This window comes from Mesorhizobium sp. L2C084A000 (assembly GCF_000502875.1).
GTDB lineage: Bacteria > Pseudomonadota > Alphaproteobacteria > Rhizobiales > Rhizobiaceae > Mesorhizobium.
Map to the genome: position 1 here is coordinate 182,999 of NZ_AYWX01000008.1, position 16,297 is coordinate 199,295.

At 62.7% G+C, this 16,297-nt stretch carries 12 protein-coding genes and 1 pseudogene; 9 read left to right on the forward strand and 4 right to left on the reverse strand.

Going from position 1 to position 16,297, the window contains the following annotated elements; translation table 11 throughout:
• Nucleotides 1-24 precede the first annotated feature (24 nt).
• Nucleotides 25-1,419, forward strand: a complete 1,395-nt coding sequence (gene tilS / locus X735_RS148275; protein WP_023811858.1) for a tRNA lysidine(34) synthetase TilS — start codon at nucleotides 25-27, stop codon at nucleotides 1,417-1,419.
• 125 nt (nucleotides 1,420-1,544) lie between these two features.
• The gene (ftsH, locus tag X735_RS148270) at nucleotides 1,545-3,473 is read left to right on the forward strand and encodes an ATP-dependent zinc metalloprotease FtsH (protein ID WP_023811859.1); all 1,929 of its coding nucleotides are present in this window, start codon (nucleotides 1,545-1,547) and stop codon (nucleotides 3,471-3,473) included.
• 248 nt (nucleotides 3,474-3,721) lie between these two features.
• Here ftsH and X735_RS148265 read toward each other — a convergent pair whose 3' ends face one another.
• Nucleotides 3,722-4,174 (reverse strand): hypothetical protein, encoded by a 453-nt coding sequence (locus X735_RS148265; RefSeq protein WP_023811860.1) that lies wholly within the window; start codon nucleotides 4,172-4,174, stop codon nucleotides 3,722-3,724.
• A 241-nt stretch (nucleotides 4,175-4,415) separates the two neighbouring features.
• Nucleotides 4,416-5,252 carry a hypothetical protein gene (locus X735_RS148255; RefSeq protein WP_023811862.1) on the reverse strand — a complete coding sequence of 279 codons (837 nt, stop codon included), beginning with the start codon at nucleotides 5,250-5,252 and terminating at the stop codon, nucleotides 4,416-4,418.
• A 367-nt stretch (nucleotides 5,253-5,619) separates the two neighbouring features.
• On the opposite strand from X735_RS148255, the gene glmM reads away from it, so the two are divergent.
• The 5 genes from glmM (at nucleotide 5,620) to serA (ending at nucleotide 12,109) form a co-directional block, all read left to right on the forward strand.
• Nucleotides 5,620-6,972 carry a phosphoglucosamine mutase gene (gene glmM, locus X735_RS148250; protein ID WP_023811863.1) on the forward strand — a complete coding sequence of 451 codons (1,353 nt, stop codon included), beginning with the start codon at nucleotides 5,620-5,622 and terminating at the stop codon, nucleotides 6,970-6,972.
• Nucleotides 6,973-7,242: 270 nt separating this feature from the next.
• Nucleotides 7,243-8,079: an outer membrane protein gene (locus X735_RS148245; protein ID WP_023811864.1), complete on the forward strand. Its 837-nt coding sequence runs from the start codon at nucleotides 7,243-7,245 to the stop codon at nucleotides 8,077-8,079.
• A gap of 210 nt (nucleotides 8,080-8,289) precedes the next feature.
• Complete coding sequence (locus X735_RS148240; RefSeq protein WP_023811865.1) at nucleotides 8,290-9,063, forward strand: outer membrane protein; 774 nt, start codon at nucleotides 8,290-8,292, stop codon at nucleotides 9,061-9,063.
• A 201-nt stretch (nucleotides 9,064-9,264) separates the two neighbouring features.
• Entirely contained in the window at nucleotides 9,265-10,440 is a 1,176-nt protein-coding gene (locus X735_RS148235) for a phosphoserine transaminase (RefSeq protein ID WP_023811866.1), read from the forward strand.
• A 67-nt stretch (nucleotides 10,441-10,507) separates the two neighbouring features.
• Nucleotides 10,508-12,109: a phosphoglycerate dehydrogenase gene (serA, locus tag X735_RS148230; RefSeq protein WP_023811867.1), complete on the forward strand. Its 1,602-nt coding sequence runs from the start codon at nucleotides 10,508-10,510 to the stop codon at nucleotides 12,107-12,109.
• Nucleotides 12,110-12,158: 49 nt separating this feature from the next.
• Here serA and X735_RS148225 read toward each other — a convergent pair whose 3' ends face one another.
• Together X735_RS148225 and X735_RS148220 are read right to left on the reverse strand one after the other, a co-directional pair.
• The gene (locus X735_RS148225; RefSeq protein ID WP_023811868.1) at nucleotides 12,159-12,623 is read right to left on the reverse strand and encodes a DUF2231 domain-containing protein; all 465 of its coding nucleotides are present in this window, start codon (nucleotides 12,621-12,623) and stop codon (nucleotides 12,159-12,161) included.
• A 152-nt stretch (nucleotides 12,624-12,775) separates the two neighbouring features.
• Nucleotides 12,776-13,681 carry a DMT family transporter gene (locus X735_RS148220; protein ID WP_023811869.1) on the reverse strand — a complete coding sequence of 302 codons (906 nt, stop codon included), beginning with the start codon at nucleotides 13,679-13,681 and terminating at the stop codon, nucleotides 12,776-12,778.
• 208 nt (nucleotides 13,682-13,889) lie between these two features.
• Here X735_RS148220 and X735_RS148215 point away from each other — a divergent pair, with 208 nt between their 5' ends.
• Together X735_RS148215 and X735_RS1000000169825 are read left to right on the forward strand one after the other, a co-directional pair.
• The gene (locus X735_RS148215) at nucleotides 13,890-15,188 is read left to right on the forward strand and encodes an adenylosuccinate synthase (protein ID WP_023811870.1); all 1,299 of its coding nucleotides are present in this window, start codon (nucleotides 13,890-13,892) and stop codon (nucleotides 15,186-15,188) included.
• A 798-nt stretch (nucleotides 15,189-15,986) separates the two neighbouring features.
• Nucleotides 15,987-16,297: pseudogene (locus X735_RS1000000169825) on the forward strand (hypothetical protein); the annotation flags it as partial.

A 16,297-nucleotide genomic window follows, 5' to 3' on the forward strand; every position in this document is an offset into this window, starting at 1 on the left:
GATCACTTTTGGGCGACATGCATTATGCTCGACACCGAGCCGGACCTTTCGTCTAACCCTTTTTCGCATATCGATTTTACCAGCGGCGCTGTTGCGGCCGTGTCCGGCGGCAGCGACTCGACCGCCCTGCTCCTTCTTCTCAGACACCATCTCGACCGTACGGCGCCGGCAACCAAGCTGCTGGCGGTGACGATCGACCACGGTTTGCGGTCCGGTTCGGCTGCGGAAGCGCAAGCAGTGGCGAAGCTGTGCGCCAGACTCGGAATTTCACACCGCTTCCTGACATGGTCGGGCCCCAAGCCATCGACCGGCCTGCCCGCCGCCGCTCGCGAGGCGCGCTACCGGCTGCTGTCCGAAGCGGCACAAGCCGAAGGCGTCGGCATGATCCTCACCGGCCATACCGCCGATGACCAGGCGGAGACGGTGCTGATGCGGCAAGCGCGCGCAGAAGGATTGGCGCGGGACGAGGGCCAAGGCCATGCCGAAATGGCAGGCCGGGGACTTGCCGGCATGGCGCCGGCCACCTTGTATGACTGGCGCGAGTGGATCGTTCGGCCACTTCTCGGGTTGCGGCGCGCGGCGCTGCGAGATGTCCTGCGGCGTGAGAATGTCGGCTGGGCCGACGACCCGACCAATGCCGACGAGGCTTTCGAGCGGCCGCGCATGCGGGCAGCCCTTGCCGACGGCAACGGTGCACAGCGCATCGGCGATGCACTGGCGTTGGCCGCGCATGAGGGCCGCGCGCGCAGTCAACTCGGCCTCGCCGCCGCAAGTTTGATCGGCGATTTCGCGACCCGGCTGTCCTGCGGGCTCATTCGTCTTGATCCGCTTTTGCTGAACACAGGTGACGAGCGAGCGGCCGTCTATGCGTTGCGTATCCTGCTGGCCATGACCGGCGGAATTGCCTTCCTGCCGGATCAGGCCCGCAGCGAGGCTCTGTTCGGTCGGCTGAGGGCTGGACTTCTTTGCGCCACATTGTCGCGGACGGTTGTCGATTCCCGGCGCTCCGGCATCTTCCTGCGCCGCGAGGCGCGCGGCCTGCCCGCCGCCGCAACCGCCACCGGCAGCACCCTGTGGGATGGCCGCCGGCGCATCACATTGAGCGACAGCAGCAGCGCATTGTTGATTGCCCCGTTAGGCACGGCAGCGGCGAAGCGGCTGGCGACGGGCCAAGGAAAAGCCCCGCCGAGCCTGATGCGCGCCGCGCTCGCGGCCGAACCGGCGTTGTGGCACGCCGGGGAATGCCTTGGTTTGCCTGGATATGGGCTGAAGTCGGCGATGATGGAAGTGCGGCCGGTCGTTACCCCCTTTGCCCGCTTCCTGCCGTCCTTCGACCTGGCGCCGGCGCAGGCCATCGCCGGGCTGATTGGCGCGGCCCCGGTGCCGCCCTTGCCTTTCAGCGGCCACAGTGCCGGCTGATGGTTGCGCGAAAGCTTAACCCAGACGTGCTGTTCTGCTTGGCAAGGGGGGACGCTCTCCCTATGTTAGGCGCAAGTTTCCTCTCATGACGCGTGTCCGCCCCGCGGACGCCAACGGGACAATTGATGAATCCGAACTATCGCAACCTCGCGCTCTGGGCGATCATAGCGGTCCTGCTCATAGCCCTGTTCAATCTGTTCCAGACGCCGCAGACGCGAGGGGCCTCCAGCGATGTGCCTTATTCGCAGTTCCTGCAGGATGTCGCGGCGGGCCGGGTCAAGACGGTGACCATCGCGGGCGCCCGTATCAGCGGCACCTACACCGACAATGCCAGCGGCTTCCAGACCTATTCGCCCGGCGATCCTTCGCTGGTCTCGCGGCTGCAGGACAAGAACGTCACCATCAATGCGCGGCCTGAAACAGACGGTTCCAATTCGCTGTTCGGCTATCTGATCTCGTGGCTGCCGATGATCCTCATCCTCGGCGTCTGGATATTCTTCATGCGCCAGATGCAGTCCGGCTCCGGTCGCGCCATGGGCTTCGGCAAGTCGAAGGCCAAGCTGCTCACCGAAGCGCATGGCCGCGTCACCTTCCAGGACGTTGCCGGCGTCGACGAAGCCAAGGAAGATCTGGAAGAGATCGTCGAGTTCCTGCGCGATCCGCAGAAATTCCAGCGGCTCGGCGGCAAGATTCCGCGCGGCGTGCTGCTCGTCGGCCCTCCGGGAACCGGCAAGACGCTGCTTGCGCGCTCGGTTGCCGGCGAAGCCAATGTGCCGTTCTTCACCATTTCCGGTTCCGACTTCGTCGAGATGTTCGTCGGCGTCGGTGCAAGCCGCGTCCGCGACATGTTCGACCAGGCCAAGAAGAACGCGCCCTGCATCATCTTCATCGACGAAATCGACGCTGTCGGCCGTCATCGCGGCGCCGGCCTCGGCGGCGGCAATGACGAACGCGAGCAGACGCTGAACCAGCTGCTGGTCGAGATGGACGGTTTCGAATCCAACGAAAGCATCATCCTGATCGCCGCCACCAACCGGCCCGACGTGCTCGATCCGGCACTGCTGAGGCCAGGCCGCTTCGACCGCCAGGTCGTGGTGCCGAACCCTGACATCGTCGGCCGCGAGAAGATCCTCAAGGTGCATGTGCGCAACGTGCCGCTGGCGCCCAATGTCGATCTCAAGGTGATCGCGCGCGGTACGCCGGGCTTTTCCGGCGCCGACCTGATGAACCTTGTCAACGAATCCGCGCTGATGGCGGCACGGCGCAACAAGCGCCTCGTCACCATGGCCGAATTCGAGGACGCCAAGGACAAGATCATGATGGGCGCCGAGCGCCGCTCGTCGGCCATGACGCAGGCCGAGAAGGAGCTGACCGCCTACCACGAGGCAGGCCACGCCATTCTCGCGCTGAACGTGCCATCGGCCGATCCGCTGCACAAGGCCACGATCATCCCACGCGGTCGCGCGCTCGGCATGGTCATGCAGTTGCCCGAAGGCGACCGTTATTCGATGAGCTACAAATACATGATCTCGCGGCTCGCCATCATGATGGGCGGCCGTGTCGCCGAGGAGTTCAAGTTCGGCAAGGAAAACATCACCTCGGGTGCCTCTTCGGATATCGAGCAGGCGACCAAACTGGCGCGCGCCATGGTCACGCGCTGGGGCTTTTCCGACAAGCTCGGCCATGTCGCCTATGGCGACAACCAGGAAGAAGTGTTCCTCGGCCATTCGGTGGCACGCACGCAGAACGTCTCGGAAGAGACAGCGCAGATCATCGATGCCGAAGTACGCCGCCTGATCGACGAGGCCTACTCATCGGCGAAGTCCATCCTGACCAAGAAGAAGAAGGAATGGATCGCGCTGGCGCAGGGCCTGCTGGAATACGAGACGCTGTCCGGCGAGGAGATCAAGCAGTTGATCGCCGGCCACAAGCCAGCGCGCGACCTTGGCGACGACACGCCGCCGAGCCGTGGCTCTGCCGTGCCGAAGTCCGGCGGCCGGCGCAAGAAGGGGCCGGAGCCCGAAGGCGGCATGGAACCGCAGCCATCGAGCTGAGCTTGACCACTGATTTCATCGAACGCCGCGGCTTGCTCCGCGGCGTTTTTTGTTTTTGGCGTTGGGGAGGAGTTGTCCGCGACCTCGCATCTGCGACGATGACGATTGGCGAAAGCCTAGGTGATAGCCAATCTCCCCCCTTGCGGGGGAGATTGGCAACGTCGCCGCGGGCGTGCCCTCGAAGGCAACAAAGAAGGCCCGCGAACCCTGCGGTTCGCAGGCCTTCTCTTCTTCAGATGTCTTGTCGCTCAGCTCTTCAGCTTGGCATTGCACAGGCTGTAATAACCGCCGCCCTTCTGGATCCAGCGAAGGCCGTTCAACGTGCCCGCGTCCTTGTTGCCATGGTAGCCCTGGAGACAGGTCTTCATGCGCGCCTTCGCGGGCTTTTCGGTCTTGAACTCGGCGGCCAGCGTGGTTGGGAATGTCACGCCCGCGGGCGCTACAGTGGGGGCGACCGCCGCGCTGGTTTCCTTTTTCGTCTGCGGCTCGGTTTTGACCGTATCCTCGCTGACACTGTCCGCTGCTGATGTCGCGCACTTCTCCTTGCGAAAAGCCGTCCAGTCCATGCCGTTCAGAGTGCCGCCTTCCTTGGCTGTTCGATAGGTCTCGCCGCATTCCTTCATCGTCAGTGCGCTTGCGGGGGCGACGCTCCAAGCGACAAATGCGGTCGCAGCCAATACCGCCAATTTCAAACTGTGCATAAGACCCTCCTGGTTGATAATAAGTTTGACGTCTTTTTGTATATGGTTTGTTCTTTATATGTTCAACAGAATCTTTTCGGACTACCGATGAGCTTGGCGGTGGGCAGTGTAGGCGAATTGATGATGCCGGCAGCCCGGCGACATGCAGATGCGAGCAAGGCAGTGTGCGTCTTCGCGCAACAAAAAAGGCCCGCGCATCTTGCGATGCGCGGGCCTTTGTTTGGAGACTATGGCTAAGCGATCAGCTCTTGAGCTTGGCGTTGCACAGGCTGTAGAAGCCGCCGCCCTTCTGGATCCACTTCAGGCCGCCAAGCGCATTGGCGTCCTTGAGGGCATAGTACTGGTCGAGGCAAGTGTGCATGCGGCCTTTTCCGGGGGTCTCGCTGGCATATTTCGCCGAGATCGCGGACGGGAAAGCGACGCCCTTGGGCGCAGCCGTCGTCGGCTTCGCCGGCTCCTTGGTGTAGCTCGCCTCGTCGGCGGCCGGCACGCTGTCGTCATCCGAGGCGCCGGTACCGCATTCGGCCTTGCGGAAGTCGTTCCACTTCATGCCTTTCAGCGTGTTGGCCGTCTTGGCAGCCTGGTACTTGGTGCTGCATTCGGCCATGCTCAGACCCTTGCCGTCGGCGGGAGCCGCGGCAGCCTTGGTGGTTGCCGGCTTGGCGGCGGCAGCGGCGGATGCACCGGCGACGCATTCGGACTTGCGGAAGTCGTTCCACTTCATGCCGTTCAGCGTGCCGGCAGCCTTCGCCGCCTGGTATTTCGTGCTGCATTCCTTCGCCGTCAGGCCCTTGGCTGTGCTGTCGTCCGTCGCGGCGGCAGCCTTGGCAGCCTTGGCCGGCTTCGTTTCCGCGGCCTTCTTGGTATCGGCCGGCTTGGCGTCGGTGGTTGCCGCGGCATCGGTGCCGCATTGAGCCTTGCGGAACTGATTCCAGGTCGCTCCGGCGAGTGTCCCCGCATCCTTGGCGGCGTTATACTTCGTGCTGCACTCGGCCATCGTCAGTGCGTTGGCTGGCGCGGCCAGGAACAAGGTCGCGACGGCGAGGCCGGTCAAAGTGGCAAGTCGGTGGATGAGCATAGCGTTTCTCCGTTGCAGCAGCCCATGATACGTCCCTGCAAATCAATAACGCTCAACGGCCGGTTGCGCCAGATGCTAAGTGGCGTATATATCGACGAAAACCGGCTTCTCCCGATAAGGTGATGAAATCGTTGTCCGTTGCCTGGTTGAGAGCAAGATTTCCTGATGCATCCGCGCTGAAAGGCTCGAATGACTTGTATATTGCAGCATGGCAGTCTGGGCATGTCAGGTTGCAGCCACGTTGTGTGCAGTGCACAACAATGGTTTTCTAAGAATTGGTAACGTATAATCACACAATGTGATCATAGCGCGCCGGCCAATTGTGGCATGACGTGCCGGGGAAGAAACTTCGAGGAAGCTGACTAGCATGGCAGGGAATTATTTCGGCACGGACGGCATTCGCGGACGCGCCAACAAGTTTCCGATGACCGCTGAAATCGCGATGCGGGTCGGCATGGCCGCCGGCCTTTCCTTCCAGCGCGGCAGCCATCGTCATCGTGTCGTGCTCGGCAAGGACACCAGGCTTTCCGGCTATATGATCGAGAATGCCATGGTTGCCGGTCTTTGTGCCGCCGGTATGGACGTGTTCCTGCTCGGCCCGATCCCGACGCCGGCTGTCGCCATGCTGGTGCGTTCGCTGCGCGCCGATATCGGCGTCATGATCTCGGCCTCGCACAACCCCTATTACGACAACGGCATCAAGCTGTTCGGACCCGACGGCTACAAGCTCTCCGACGAAATCGAGGAGCGCATCGAGAGCATGCTCGACAAGGATATCGAACTGGCGCTCGCCGATTCCGACGGGCTTGGCCGCGCCAAGCGCGTCGACGGCGTGCATGACCGCTACATCGAATTCGCCAAGCGCACCTTGCCGCGCTCGATGTCGCTCGCGGGCTTGAGGATCGTCGTCGATTGCGCCAATGGCGCGGCCTACAAGGTGGCGCCCGAGGCGCTGTGGGAACTGGGCGCCGAAGTCGTCGCCATCAATGTCGAGCCCAACGGCTTCAACATCAACAAGGAATGCGGCTCGACCCATCCGGCCGGCCTGCAAAAGAAGGTGCACGAAGTGCGCGCCGACATCGGCATCGCGCTCGACGGCGACGCCGATCGCGTCGTCATCGTCGATGAAAACGGCGCGATCGTCGATGGCGACCAGATCATGGCGCTGATCGCCGAATCCTGGCACCAGAGCGGGCGGCTTGCGGGCGGCGGCGTCGTTTCGACGGTGATGTCCAATCTCGGCCTCGAGCGCTTCCTCGGCGGCATGAAGCTGCAATTGCACCGCACCAAGGTTGGCGACCGTTATGTCGTCGAGCATATGCGCGCGCATGGCTTGAATGTCGGCGGCGAACAGTCAGGTCATATCGTGCTGTCCGACTTTTCGACGACCGGCGACGGCCTGGTCTCGGCGCTGCAGGTGCTGGCCTGCATCAAGCGGCAGGGGCGGCCGGTCAGCGAACTGTCGAAAAAGTTCGAACCGGTGCCGCAGCTTCTGAAGAACGTCCATATTTCCGGCGGCAAGCCGCTCGAGGAGGCGCCGGTCAAGGCCGCCATCGAAGACGCCCGTAACCGCCTCGGCAAGACCGGACGGCTGGTTATCCGGCCATCAGGGACAGAACCGCTGATCCGCGTGATGGCCGAAGGCGACGACCCGCAACTGGTCGAGTCCGTCGTCAACGGCATCGTTGAAGTCATCTCGGAAACGCGCAGCGCCGCCTGACCCCAGCGCGTCCAGCAGGACGTGGATCGGACAACCAGGCGCGCCGCGCTCCCTTAACCGGTCCAAGGCCCGCCCCTCGGCGGGCTTTTTCTTGTCAGCCGCCACTTTTTTCGGTGCCCGTAAATCTCGCGCCAATCCCTAGAGTTTCGAGATTCGTGGTTAAGCAACAGGGTTAAACGCCTTTTAACCTTTGCAATTCATTATCCACGACTGAAAGCCAATCGCATTTCGGACGGATTCGCCGTTCCGAGCTTCTCAGGGGTGACAAGCATGTTCAAGACAGCAAGAAAGGTCCTGCTCGCCTTCCTGTTCGCAGGCCTGGCAGGACCGCTGTTCGCAGCCGACCTGCCGGAACCGATGGTCGAAGAGGCTCCGCCTCAGGCTGTCTACGAGCAGCCGGTCGAGGTCGGCGGCTGGTACATCCGCGGCGACATCGACTATCACAAGTCGACCGTGCGCGGCATCGACTATATGACCTACACCGTCGATCCCTGTAACTGTACGGTTACGCCCGGCACCAGAAGCTTCGATTTCGGCAAACTCAAGGGCGGTTTCTCGCTCGGCGCCGGCGTCGGCTACAAGATCAACGATCACTTCCGGACCGATTTGACCGCCGACTACTGGTTCAAGTCGAACTTCAACGGGGGCACCTCGGACATCAACGGTACTTCGACCGAAGTATCGAAGATGAGCGCCCTGTTGCTGCTGGCGAATGCCTATGTCGATCTCGGCACCTACCATGGCATCACGCCTTACGTTGGCGCCGGCATCGGCGGCGCCCGCGTCAAGTGGGATGATGTCTACGACCCGAACACCACCGAGTTCAATCCCGGCAGATCAAGCTGGCGTTTCGCCTACGGTCTGATGGCCGGCGCTTCGTACTGCCTGACCGACAAGATCATTCTCGATGCCGGCTACCGCTTCTCCCATATTCAGGGCGGCCGCATGTTCGACTGGAACATCACCAGCTCCGGTCCCGGCTTCGACCGTGGCATCAACACGCACGAAGTGCGCGGTGGCCTGCGCTACCAGTTCGGTGGCAGCAATGGTTGCGCCGCGCCGGTCGTGGCCTACCAGCCCGAACCCGAGCCGATCTACACCAAGTAACGCCATCTACATCACTTGAATTCTTCGAAAACCGTCCGGCCTCAAGCCGGGCGGTTTTTCGTTTGGGCCGCCTGGAATCGACAGCGGAAATGAATTCGCTAACGCTCTGTTAGCCTTAACCGGCACTTAACCACTATGGTTAACAATGCTCCTTGAAACGATGGCTGCCGCTGCGATTGCGGGCTGCGCCAAATTCGGGAGTCGGGGACCATGAAACTTACATCGCGTATGGCGCTGGCGCTCGGTGCACTAGCCCTCCTGCCGCTGACGCCGGTGCACGCGGCCGATTATGACCCGCCGATCTATGTCGACCAGGCGCCCGACTATGTCCCGGTCGAGGTCGGTTCCGGCTGGTACCTGCGCGGCGACGTCTCCTATCTGGCGCAGAAGAGCTTCAAAAATGAGGATTTCGCCTTCACACCTTCGCCACCTGCAAGCTTCAGCGACAAAGAAGATCCGATCTTTGCCAGCATCGGCTTCGGCTACCATTTCAACGACTATCTGCGCGCCGACCTCAATCTCGGCTATCTGCCTGGCAACGAGATCGGCGTCGGCTATGACGATTCAGCGACTGCGGCAGAGCCGACCGTGGCGTCGGCATCCCTGAAGAACTACGCCTTGTCGGGCATACTCAACGGCTATGTCGATCTTGGCACCTATGTCGGCATCACACCCTATCTCGGCGCCGGTATCGGGGTCGTCCGCAGCAAGCGCAGCCTGTCGGCAAGCTATTTCACCGACAATGGCGACGACACGGACGATTTCGCCGTAAGTGACAGCAAGACCCAGTACTCGCTGGCCTACACGCTGAATGCGGGCCTCGCCTATCAGGTATCGAAGAACGTTTCCGTCGACCTGGGCTATCAGTATTTCTCCGCTCCGGACGCTGAATATGTGACGGCTGAGAGCCTGACCTCCTATCCGGTCAAAAAAGGTATCAGCAACCATCAGGTCAAGCTCGGGCTGCGCTACGATCTCTGGTAGGCGCGGCGAGCACGAGGTTCAGGACGGCGGATCTTCGGGGTCCGCCGTTTGCGTTTGAAGTCACGACATCCCGATCAGGGATCGCCGGTATCCCGGCAGCGACAAAAACTTTCCTCTTGACGCCCGAAGCCTGAACGCATATCGCCGTCCGTGGGCCACCCCTCCCCAACGAGGGGCCACTATCTGGAAGGATAGACCACGATGACGACGCATACGAAGCCCGGACTCCGTCCGGCAAACCCCAATTTTTCCTCAGGTCCCTGTGCAAAACGTCCCGGCTGGTCGGTCGAGGCGCTGAACAATGCCGCGCTCGGCCGTTCCCACCGCGCCAAGATCGGCAAGACCAAGCTCGAACAGGCGATCGAGCTGACGCGGGAGATTCTCCAGGTCCCGGCGGGTTATCGCATCGGCATTGTGCCGGCGTCGGACACCGGTGCGGTCGAGATGGCGCTGTGGTCGCTGCTCGGCGAGCGCGGCGTCGACATGGTCGCCTGGGAGAGCTTTGGCTCCGGCTGGGTCACCGACGTGATCAAGCAATTGAAGCTCGCCGATGTGCGCAAGATCGAAGCCGGCTACGGCGAACTGCCTGATCTTACCAGGATCGATTTCGACCGCGATGTGGTCTTCACCTGGAACGGCACCACGTCGGGCGTGCGCGTGCCGAACGGCGATTTCATTCCCGCGGACCGCAAGGGCCTGACCGTCTGCGATGCGACTTCCGCCGCATTCGCGCAGAGGCTCGACTTCGAAAAGCTCGATGTCGTCACGTTCTCCTGGCAGAAGGTGCTGGGCGGCGAGGGCGCTCACGGCATGCTGATCCTGTCGCCTCGTGCCGTCGAGCGGCTGGAGACCTACAAGCCTTCATGGCCGCTGCCGAAAATCTTCCGCCTGACTTCGGGCGGCAAGCTGATCGAAGGCATCTTCAAGGGCGAGACCATCAACACCCCCTCGATGCTGTGCGTCGAGGATTACCTCGATGCGCTCAACTGGGCGAAGTCGACCGGCGGCCTCGACGCGCTGATCGCCAGGGCGGATGCCAATGCGGCCGTCCTCGATCGCTTTGTCGGCAAATCCTCCTGGCTCGGTCATCTCGCCGTCCAGCCGGCGACACGGTCGAACACGTCCGTCTGCCTGTCCTTCACCGATCCGGACGTGTCCGAGCTCGACGCCGACGGGCAGGCGGCTTTCGCCAAGGGGCTGGTGTCGGTGCTCGACAAGGAAGGCGTCGCCTACGATATCGGTGCCTATCGCGACGCACCGCCCGGCCTGCGCATCTGGTGCGGCGCGACGGTCGAGACGTCGGATCTGGAAGCGCTGCTGCCCTGGCTCGACTGGGCCTTCGCCGCACAGAAGGCGTCGCTCAAAGCGGCGGCCTGAGATCATTCGCGGCGGCCTCCGGGCCGCCCATTCCCATCAGGATCAAATCCATTTCAAGGAGGTCGCCATGGCGCCCCGCGTTCTCGTCTCAGACAAACTCTCCCCCACCGCCGTGCAGATATTCAAGGATCGTGGCGTCGAGGTCGACTATCTGCCCGATCTCGGCAAGGACAAGGAAAAGCTCGCCGAAGTGATCGGCCAGTATGATGGCCTCGCCATCCGCTCGGCGACCAAGGTCACCGAAAAGCTGATCAACGCCGCTACCAATCTCAAAGTCATCGGCCGCGCCGGCATCGGCGTCGACAATGTCGATATCCCGGCGGCAAGCCGCAAGGGCATCATCGTGATGAACACGCCCTTCGGCAACTCGATCACCACAGCCGAACATGCGGTGGCGATGATCTTTGCGCTGGCGCGCCAGATCCCTGAAGCCAACGCCTCGACCCATGCCGGCAAATGGGAAAAGAACCGCTTCATGGGCGTTGAGATCACCGGCAAGACGCTGGGCGTCATCGGCTGCGGCAACATCGGTTCGATCGTCGCGACACGCGGCGTTGGCCTCAAGATGCACGTCATCGCCTTCGATCCGTTCCTGTCGGACAGCCGTGCCGAGGAGCTTGGCGTCGACAAGGTCGAACTCGACGAACTGTTCGCCCGCGCCGATTTCATCACCCTGCACACGCCGCTGACCGACAAGACGCGCAACATCATCGATGCCGCGGCGATCGCCAAGATGAAGAAGGGCGTGCGCATCATCAATTGCGCACGCGGCGGTCTGATCGTCGAGGCCGACCTGATCGCGGCGCTGAAGAGCGGCAAGGTGGCCGGCGCCGGCGTCGACGTCTTCGAGGTCGAACCCGCCGAGAACAACGAACTGTTCGGCATGGAGAATGTGGTGGCGACGCCGCATCTCGGCGCCTCGACGACGGAGGCCCAGGAGAATGTCGCGTTGCAGGTTGCCGAACAGATGGCCGACTATCTGATCAAGGGCGCCGTCTCCAACGCCATCAACATGCCGTCGATCACCGCCGAGGAGGCGCCGCGGCTGAAGCCGTTCGTCAAGCTTGCCGAGGTGCTCGGCGCCTTCGTCGGCCAGGTCACCGAGGATCCGATCAAGGAGGTCGAGATCCTGTTCGACGGCTCCACCGCGACGATGAACACGCGCGCGCTGATCAGCGCCGCACTTGCCGGGCTGATCCGGCCTCAGGTCTCGGACGTCAACATGGTGTCGGCGCCGATCATGGTGAAGGAGCGCGGCATCATTGTCGCCGAGGTCAAGCGCGACAAATCGGGCGTGTTCGACGGCTATATCAAGCTGACCGTGAAGACCGAGCACATGACGCGCTCGATCGCCGGCACATGCTTCTCGGATGGCAAGCCACGCTTCATCCAGATCAAGGGCATCAACCTCGATGCCGAGGTCGGCCAGCACATGCTCTACACCACCAATGCCGACGCGCCGGGCATTATCGGGCTGCTCGGCACTGTCTGCGGCGAGAATGGCGTCAACATCGCCAACTTCCAGCTCGGCCGCAACCGGCCGGGCGGCGATGCCATAGCGCTGCTCTATCTCGACGCGCCGTTCCCGGAAGCCGTGCTGGAAAAGGTCAAAGCGCATAAGTCGATCGACTCGGCCAAGCGGCTGCAGTTCGACGTCAACGCGATGTGATCGAGGACAGGGGTCGCCCTCGTTGATGCCGGCCGCCGCGGCGGCCGGTTCAGGTCAACTCGTCCGAGCCATCGGAGACAGCCACCCGATGTCGGTAGACCAGTTCCCAACCCTTCCAGCCCGTAAACAGCAGGATGAGAACCACGATCAGCGATAGGACGAAGCCGGTTGGCATCACGGCCGCCGCTCCGCCGGTATACCGCAAGTACCAGTTGTAAAGCTCGATCAACACGACGAGTACATTGCCGCCGGCATGGAGCCATGCCGTCGTGAGATTGCGGATCTGAACATCGCCGAGAACATCCGTCAGGCCAGCAAGCGCAGCCAGGGCAGCCATGATCAGGCCGGCGCCGAGAAGCCAGAGCGATCCGGTGACCCATCCGGGATCGGCTGTTCGCCAGAAGATAAGATCGCAAACGAAGGTGCCGACGAAAAAAGCAATCGGAAACGGAATCAGCATGGGATGGATAGGGTGACCAGCGATGCTTGCCGTGCTGCGAGGGTTCTGGCTCATCATGTCGCCTCCCTGCCGTTCAAACTCCGCTGGAGGTGAAATGTTCCAAGTGGGGACGCGGCAGGGTTTATGCCGCCGTTCCGCGGCCATTGGCGAAGTCCAGGCCGTTCGCGTGAATTGCCGCGACGGCGGAGGGCGTCAGCCGCCACATGTCATCCGCGGTGGTCCGCCAACGCCATCTTGCGCCCGCTGTATTCGGCAAGCCCGATGCCGCCCAGCACGAGCACCAAAGCCAGTGCCTGATAGAGGTGGAACGTCTCGCCGACGATCAGCACCGACAGCAGCGTGCCGAAGATCGGCACCAGATTGATGAACAGGCCGGCGCGGTTGGCGCCGATCAGTTCGTTGCCTCTGATGTAGAAGATCTGCGAAACGACGGAGGCGCCGATCGCCGTATAGACGATGACGGTCCAGCCGCGCGCGTCGGGCATGATGACCTTGCCGGCGACGACCTCCCACAGGAAGAACGGCAGCGAAGTGACGAGTGCCGCAACCGACAGGGCCAGCATCAGGCTTTGCCAATGCATCACCGGTTTCAACCGCAGTCCGACCGAATAGCCGCTGTAGAGAAACACGGCGACCAGCATGATGGCATCGCCGAAATTGAGTTCCAGCGTCAACAGCCGGCGCGGATCGCCATGGCAGGCGGTGAGGATCACGCCGGCGATGGTCAGCACGACGCCGACAATCTGCGCCCAGTTCACGCGCAGGCGGAAGAAGACGAAATTGGCAGTCATGATCAGGATCGGCATCGCCGCCTGTTCGATCGAGACATTGATCGCTGTCGTGTAGTTGAGCGCCGTGTAGAAGATGGTGTTGAACAGGGTGAAGCCGCTGGCGCCGAGGGCGACCAGCACGAACCAGTGCTTGCGGACGACCGGCCAGTCCTTCTGGATGGTCTTCCAGCCGATGGGCAGCATGATCGCCACGGCCAGAACCCAGCGCAGGAAGACCAGCGTCATCGGCGAGACGTGATCGACCGCCAGCTTACCGGCCACCGAATTTCCGCCCCAGAGCAAGGTGGTGAGCAGCAGGAATATGTAGGCGCTTCGATGCATCGCGGGATTCCAGTCGCCGGAGCTGCGGTGTTTGCCGGCCTATTGCCCTCGCTCGCCCAAGTAAATGATGTCAAAGCCGAAAATTGTTGTGCCTCAGGGCATTTTCGACGGCAAAGAAAGGTCGCGCTCGCGAGGTCTTGACGTTATAGAGGCCTGTCGTTTCGAACCATATTCAAGCCGCTTGGCGGCGTCTCAAGGGAAAAGAAACATGGCCAATGTGGTGGTCGTCGGCTCGCAGTGGGGTGACGAAGGCAAGGGCAAGATCGTCGACTGGCTGTCGGAGCGCGCCGATGTCGTGGTGCGTTTCCAGGGCGGCCACAATGCCGGCCATACGTTGGTCGTCGACGGCAAGGTCTACAAGCTGTCGTTGCTTCCGTCGGGCGTCGTGCGCCAGGGCAAGCTGTCCATCATCGGCAATGGCGTCGTGTTCGACCCGCACGCTTTCGTCGCCGAGGTGGCCAAGCTCAAGGCGCAAGGTGTCGAAGTGGCGCCGGATCGCCTGAAAATAGCCGAAAACACAGCGCTTATCCTGTCCCTGCATCGGGAGCTGGACGGATTCCGTGAGGACGCCGCATCCAATTCCGGGACGAAGATTGGCACGACCCGTCGTGGCATCGGCCCCGCCTACGAGGACAAGGTGGGCCGGCGCGCGGTCAGGGTGATGGACTTGGCGGATTTGGAAACACTGCCCGTGAAGGTTGACAGGCTGCTGACGCACCACAATGCGCTGCGTCGGGGGCTTGGCCATGCGGAAGTCACGCATGACGCGATCATGCAGGAATTGACCTCGGTCGCCGACGACATCCTGCCCTATATGGACCGGGTCTGGAAAATCCTCGACGACAAGCGCCGGGCTGGCGAGCGTATCCTGTTCGAGGGCGCGCAGGGCACGCTGCTTGACATAGACCACGGCACCTATCCATTCGTGACCTCGTCGAACACGGTTGCAGGACAGGCTGCCGCCGGCTCCGGCGTCGGCCCAGGCGCCATCGGCTATGTGCTCGGCATCACCAAAGCCTATACGACACGCGTCGGCGAGGGTCCGTTCCCGACCGAGCAGAAGAACGAGGTCGGCGAATTCCTCGGCACGCGCGGCCATGAATTCGGCGTCGTCACCGGCCGCAAGCGCCGCTGCGGCTGGTTCGACGCGGTGCTGGTACGCCAGGCCGTCGCTGTCAACGGCATCAAGGGCATCGCGCTGACCAAGCTCGACGTGCTTGACGGGCTGGACGAGATCAAGGTCTGCACAGGTTATCATCTCGACGGCGAGATGATCGATTATCTGCCGGCAAGCCAAGGTGCGCAGGCGCGTGTCGAACCGGTCTACGAGACGCTCGAGGGCTGGAAAGGCACCACTGCCGGCGCGCGCAGCTGGAACGATCTGCCGGCCCAGGCCGTCAAATACGTCCGCTACATCGAAGAGCTGATCGGCGCCCCGGTCGCACTCCTTTCCACCAGCCCGGAACGGGACGACACGATACTTGTGACCGATCCGTTTCAAGACTAGTTTCTGAAGCCTTTCCGGGCATCGCGGCCGATTTGCGGGGGCCGGCGCGGAAACAAAATACAGGTCGACTGAAGCATGGCAGATTACGTTGCTATTCTGAAAAAGGCGCTCGGCAAGCATGGCGACGAGACGCCGGAAAAGCGTACGCGCATCTATGCCAGCGTTCGGACCATGCTGGCGAAGAAGCTTGAGGAATATTCGCCGCCGCCGGCCGCCGAAGCCATAGCCACGCAGATGCGTTCGCTGGAAGACGCGATCGCGAGTGTCGAGCGGGACTATGCCAAGAGCCTGCCGGAGACCNCCGGAGACCGATCCGCTGGCGGAGCTGGAACACATCTTTTCGTCGATCGATCGCAACAAGAATCAGCCGAGCCATACACGGCAGCCGGCCAAGGCCGAATCGGCCTGGCCGGCACCGCCCGCTGCAAAGCCTGAATCTTATCAGCCCGCGCCACCACCTGCCGCCAAGGTCGAGCCGAGCTGGCAAAGGGCGACGCCGGCGCCTTCCCAGCTGGCTCGCGCCGACACGCCTCTTCCAGGTATGGATGCCGACGGGGAGGAGGACGAGGCCGATGTCTTTTCCAGCGACGGAGAGCCGGTGTCGGACACCTTCCAGCGCCTGCGTCCCGCCGAGCGCAAGCGCAGCTATGGTGGGCTGATCACGGCCGTCGTCGCTCTTCTGGTCGTAGCCGGCGGCGGCTACGGAATCTGGCTGAACAAGGATGCCTTCGGCAAAATGCTTGGGCTTGGCGGCAAGGTCTGGTGCTGGGTTTTTCGGGGTTTTCGGACNCGGAGCCGGTGAAACCAGCGCCTGCCAAGCCGGCAACCGATGCCGCGGCAGCGCCTCCGGCGCCCGCGGCTGGCGGCACGGAAGCCGAAAGCACGAAATTCACGCAGCGGCTGACGCCGCAGGGCAGTGAAGTCGACCCGGGTCCGGCCGGTGGCCAAAGCGGCATCGGCGAAGGCGAATCGGTCGCCGCGCTGACCACGCCGCCCTCGGCGACGAACCCACCGGCGATTTCCGCTCCGGCCGCAGGCACACCTGCCGCGGCAGCGCCCCCCGCTACAGGTGCCGCCCCCGCAACACCGCCTGCCAACGGAGCTGCCCC

Excerpts from the sequence above, each read along its gene's own strand:
- tilS (WP_023811858.1), top strand. The coding sequence starts at position 25 with ATGCTCGACACCGAGCCGGACCTTTCGTCTAACCCTTTTTCGCATATC.
- ftsH (WP_023811859.1), top strand. The coding sequence starts at position 1,545 with ATGAATCCGAACTATCGCAACCTCGCGCTCTGGGCGATCATAGCGGTC.
- X735_RS148265 (WP_023811860.1), bottom strand. The coding sequence starts at position 4,174 with ATGCACAGTTTGAAATTGGCGGTATTGGCTGCGACCGCATTTGTCGCT.
- X735_RS148255 (WP_023811862.1), bottom strand. The coding sequence starts at position 5,252 with ATGCTCATCCACCGACTTGCCACTTTGACCGGCCTCGCCGTCGCGACC.
- glmM (WP_023811863.1), top strand. The coding sequence starts at position 5,620 with ATGGCAGGGAATTATTTCGGCACGGACGGCATTCGCGGACGCGCCAAC.
- X735_RS148245 (WP_023811864.1), top strand. The coding sequence starts at position 7,243 with ATGTTCAAGACAGCAAGAAAGGTCCTGCTCGCCTTCCTGTTCGCAGGC.
- X735_RS148240 (WP_023811865.1), top strand. The coding sequence starts at position 8,290 with ATGAAACTTACATCGCGTATGGCGCTGGCGCTCGGTGCACTAGCCCTC.
- X735_RS148235 (WP_023811866.1), top strand. The coding sequence starts at position 9,265 with ATGACGACGCATACGAAGCCCGGACTCCGTCCGGCAAACCCCAATTTT.
- serA (WP_023811867.1), top strand. The coding sequence starts at position 10,508 with ATGGCGCCCCGCGTTCTCGTCTCAGACAAACTCTCCCCCACCGCCGTG.
- X735_RS148225 (WP_023811868.1), bottom strand. The coding sequence starts at position 12,623 with ATGAGCCAGAACCCTCGCAGCACGGCAAGCATCGCTGGTCACCCTATC.
- X735_RS148220 (WP_023811869.1), bottom strand. The coding sequence starts at position 13,681 with ATGCATCGAAGCGCCTACATATTCCTGCTGCTCACCACCTTGCTCTGG.
- X735_RS148215 (WP_023811870.1), top strand. The coding sequence starts at position 13,890 with ATGGCCAATGTGGTGGTCGTCGGCTCGCAGTGGGGTGACGAAGGCAAG.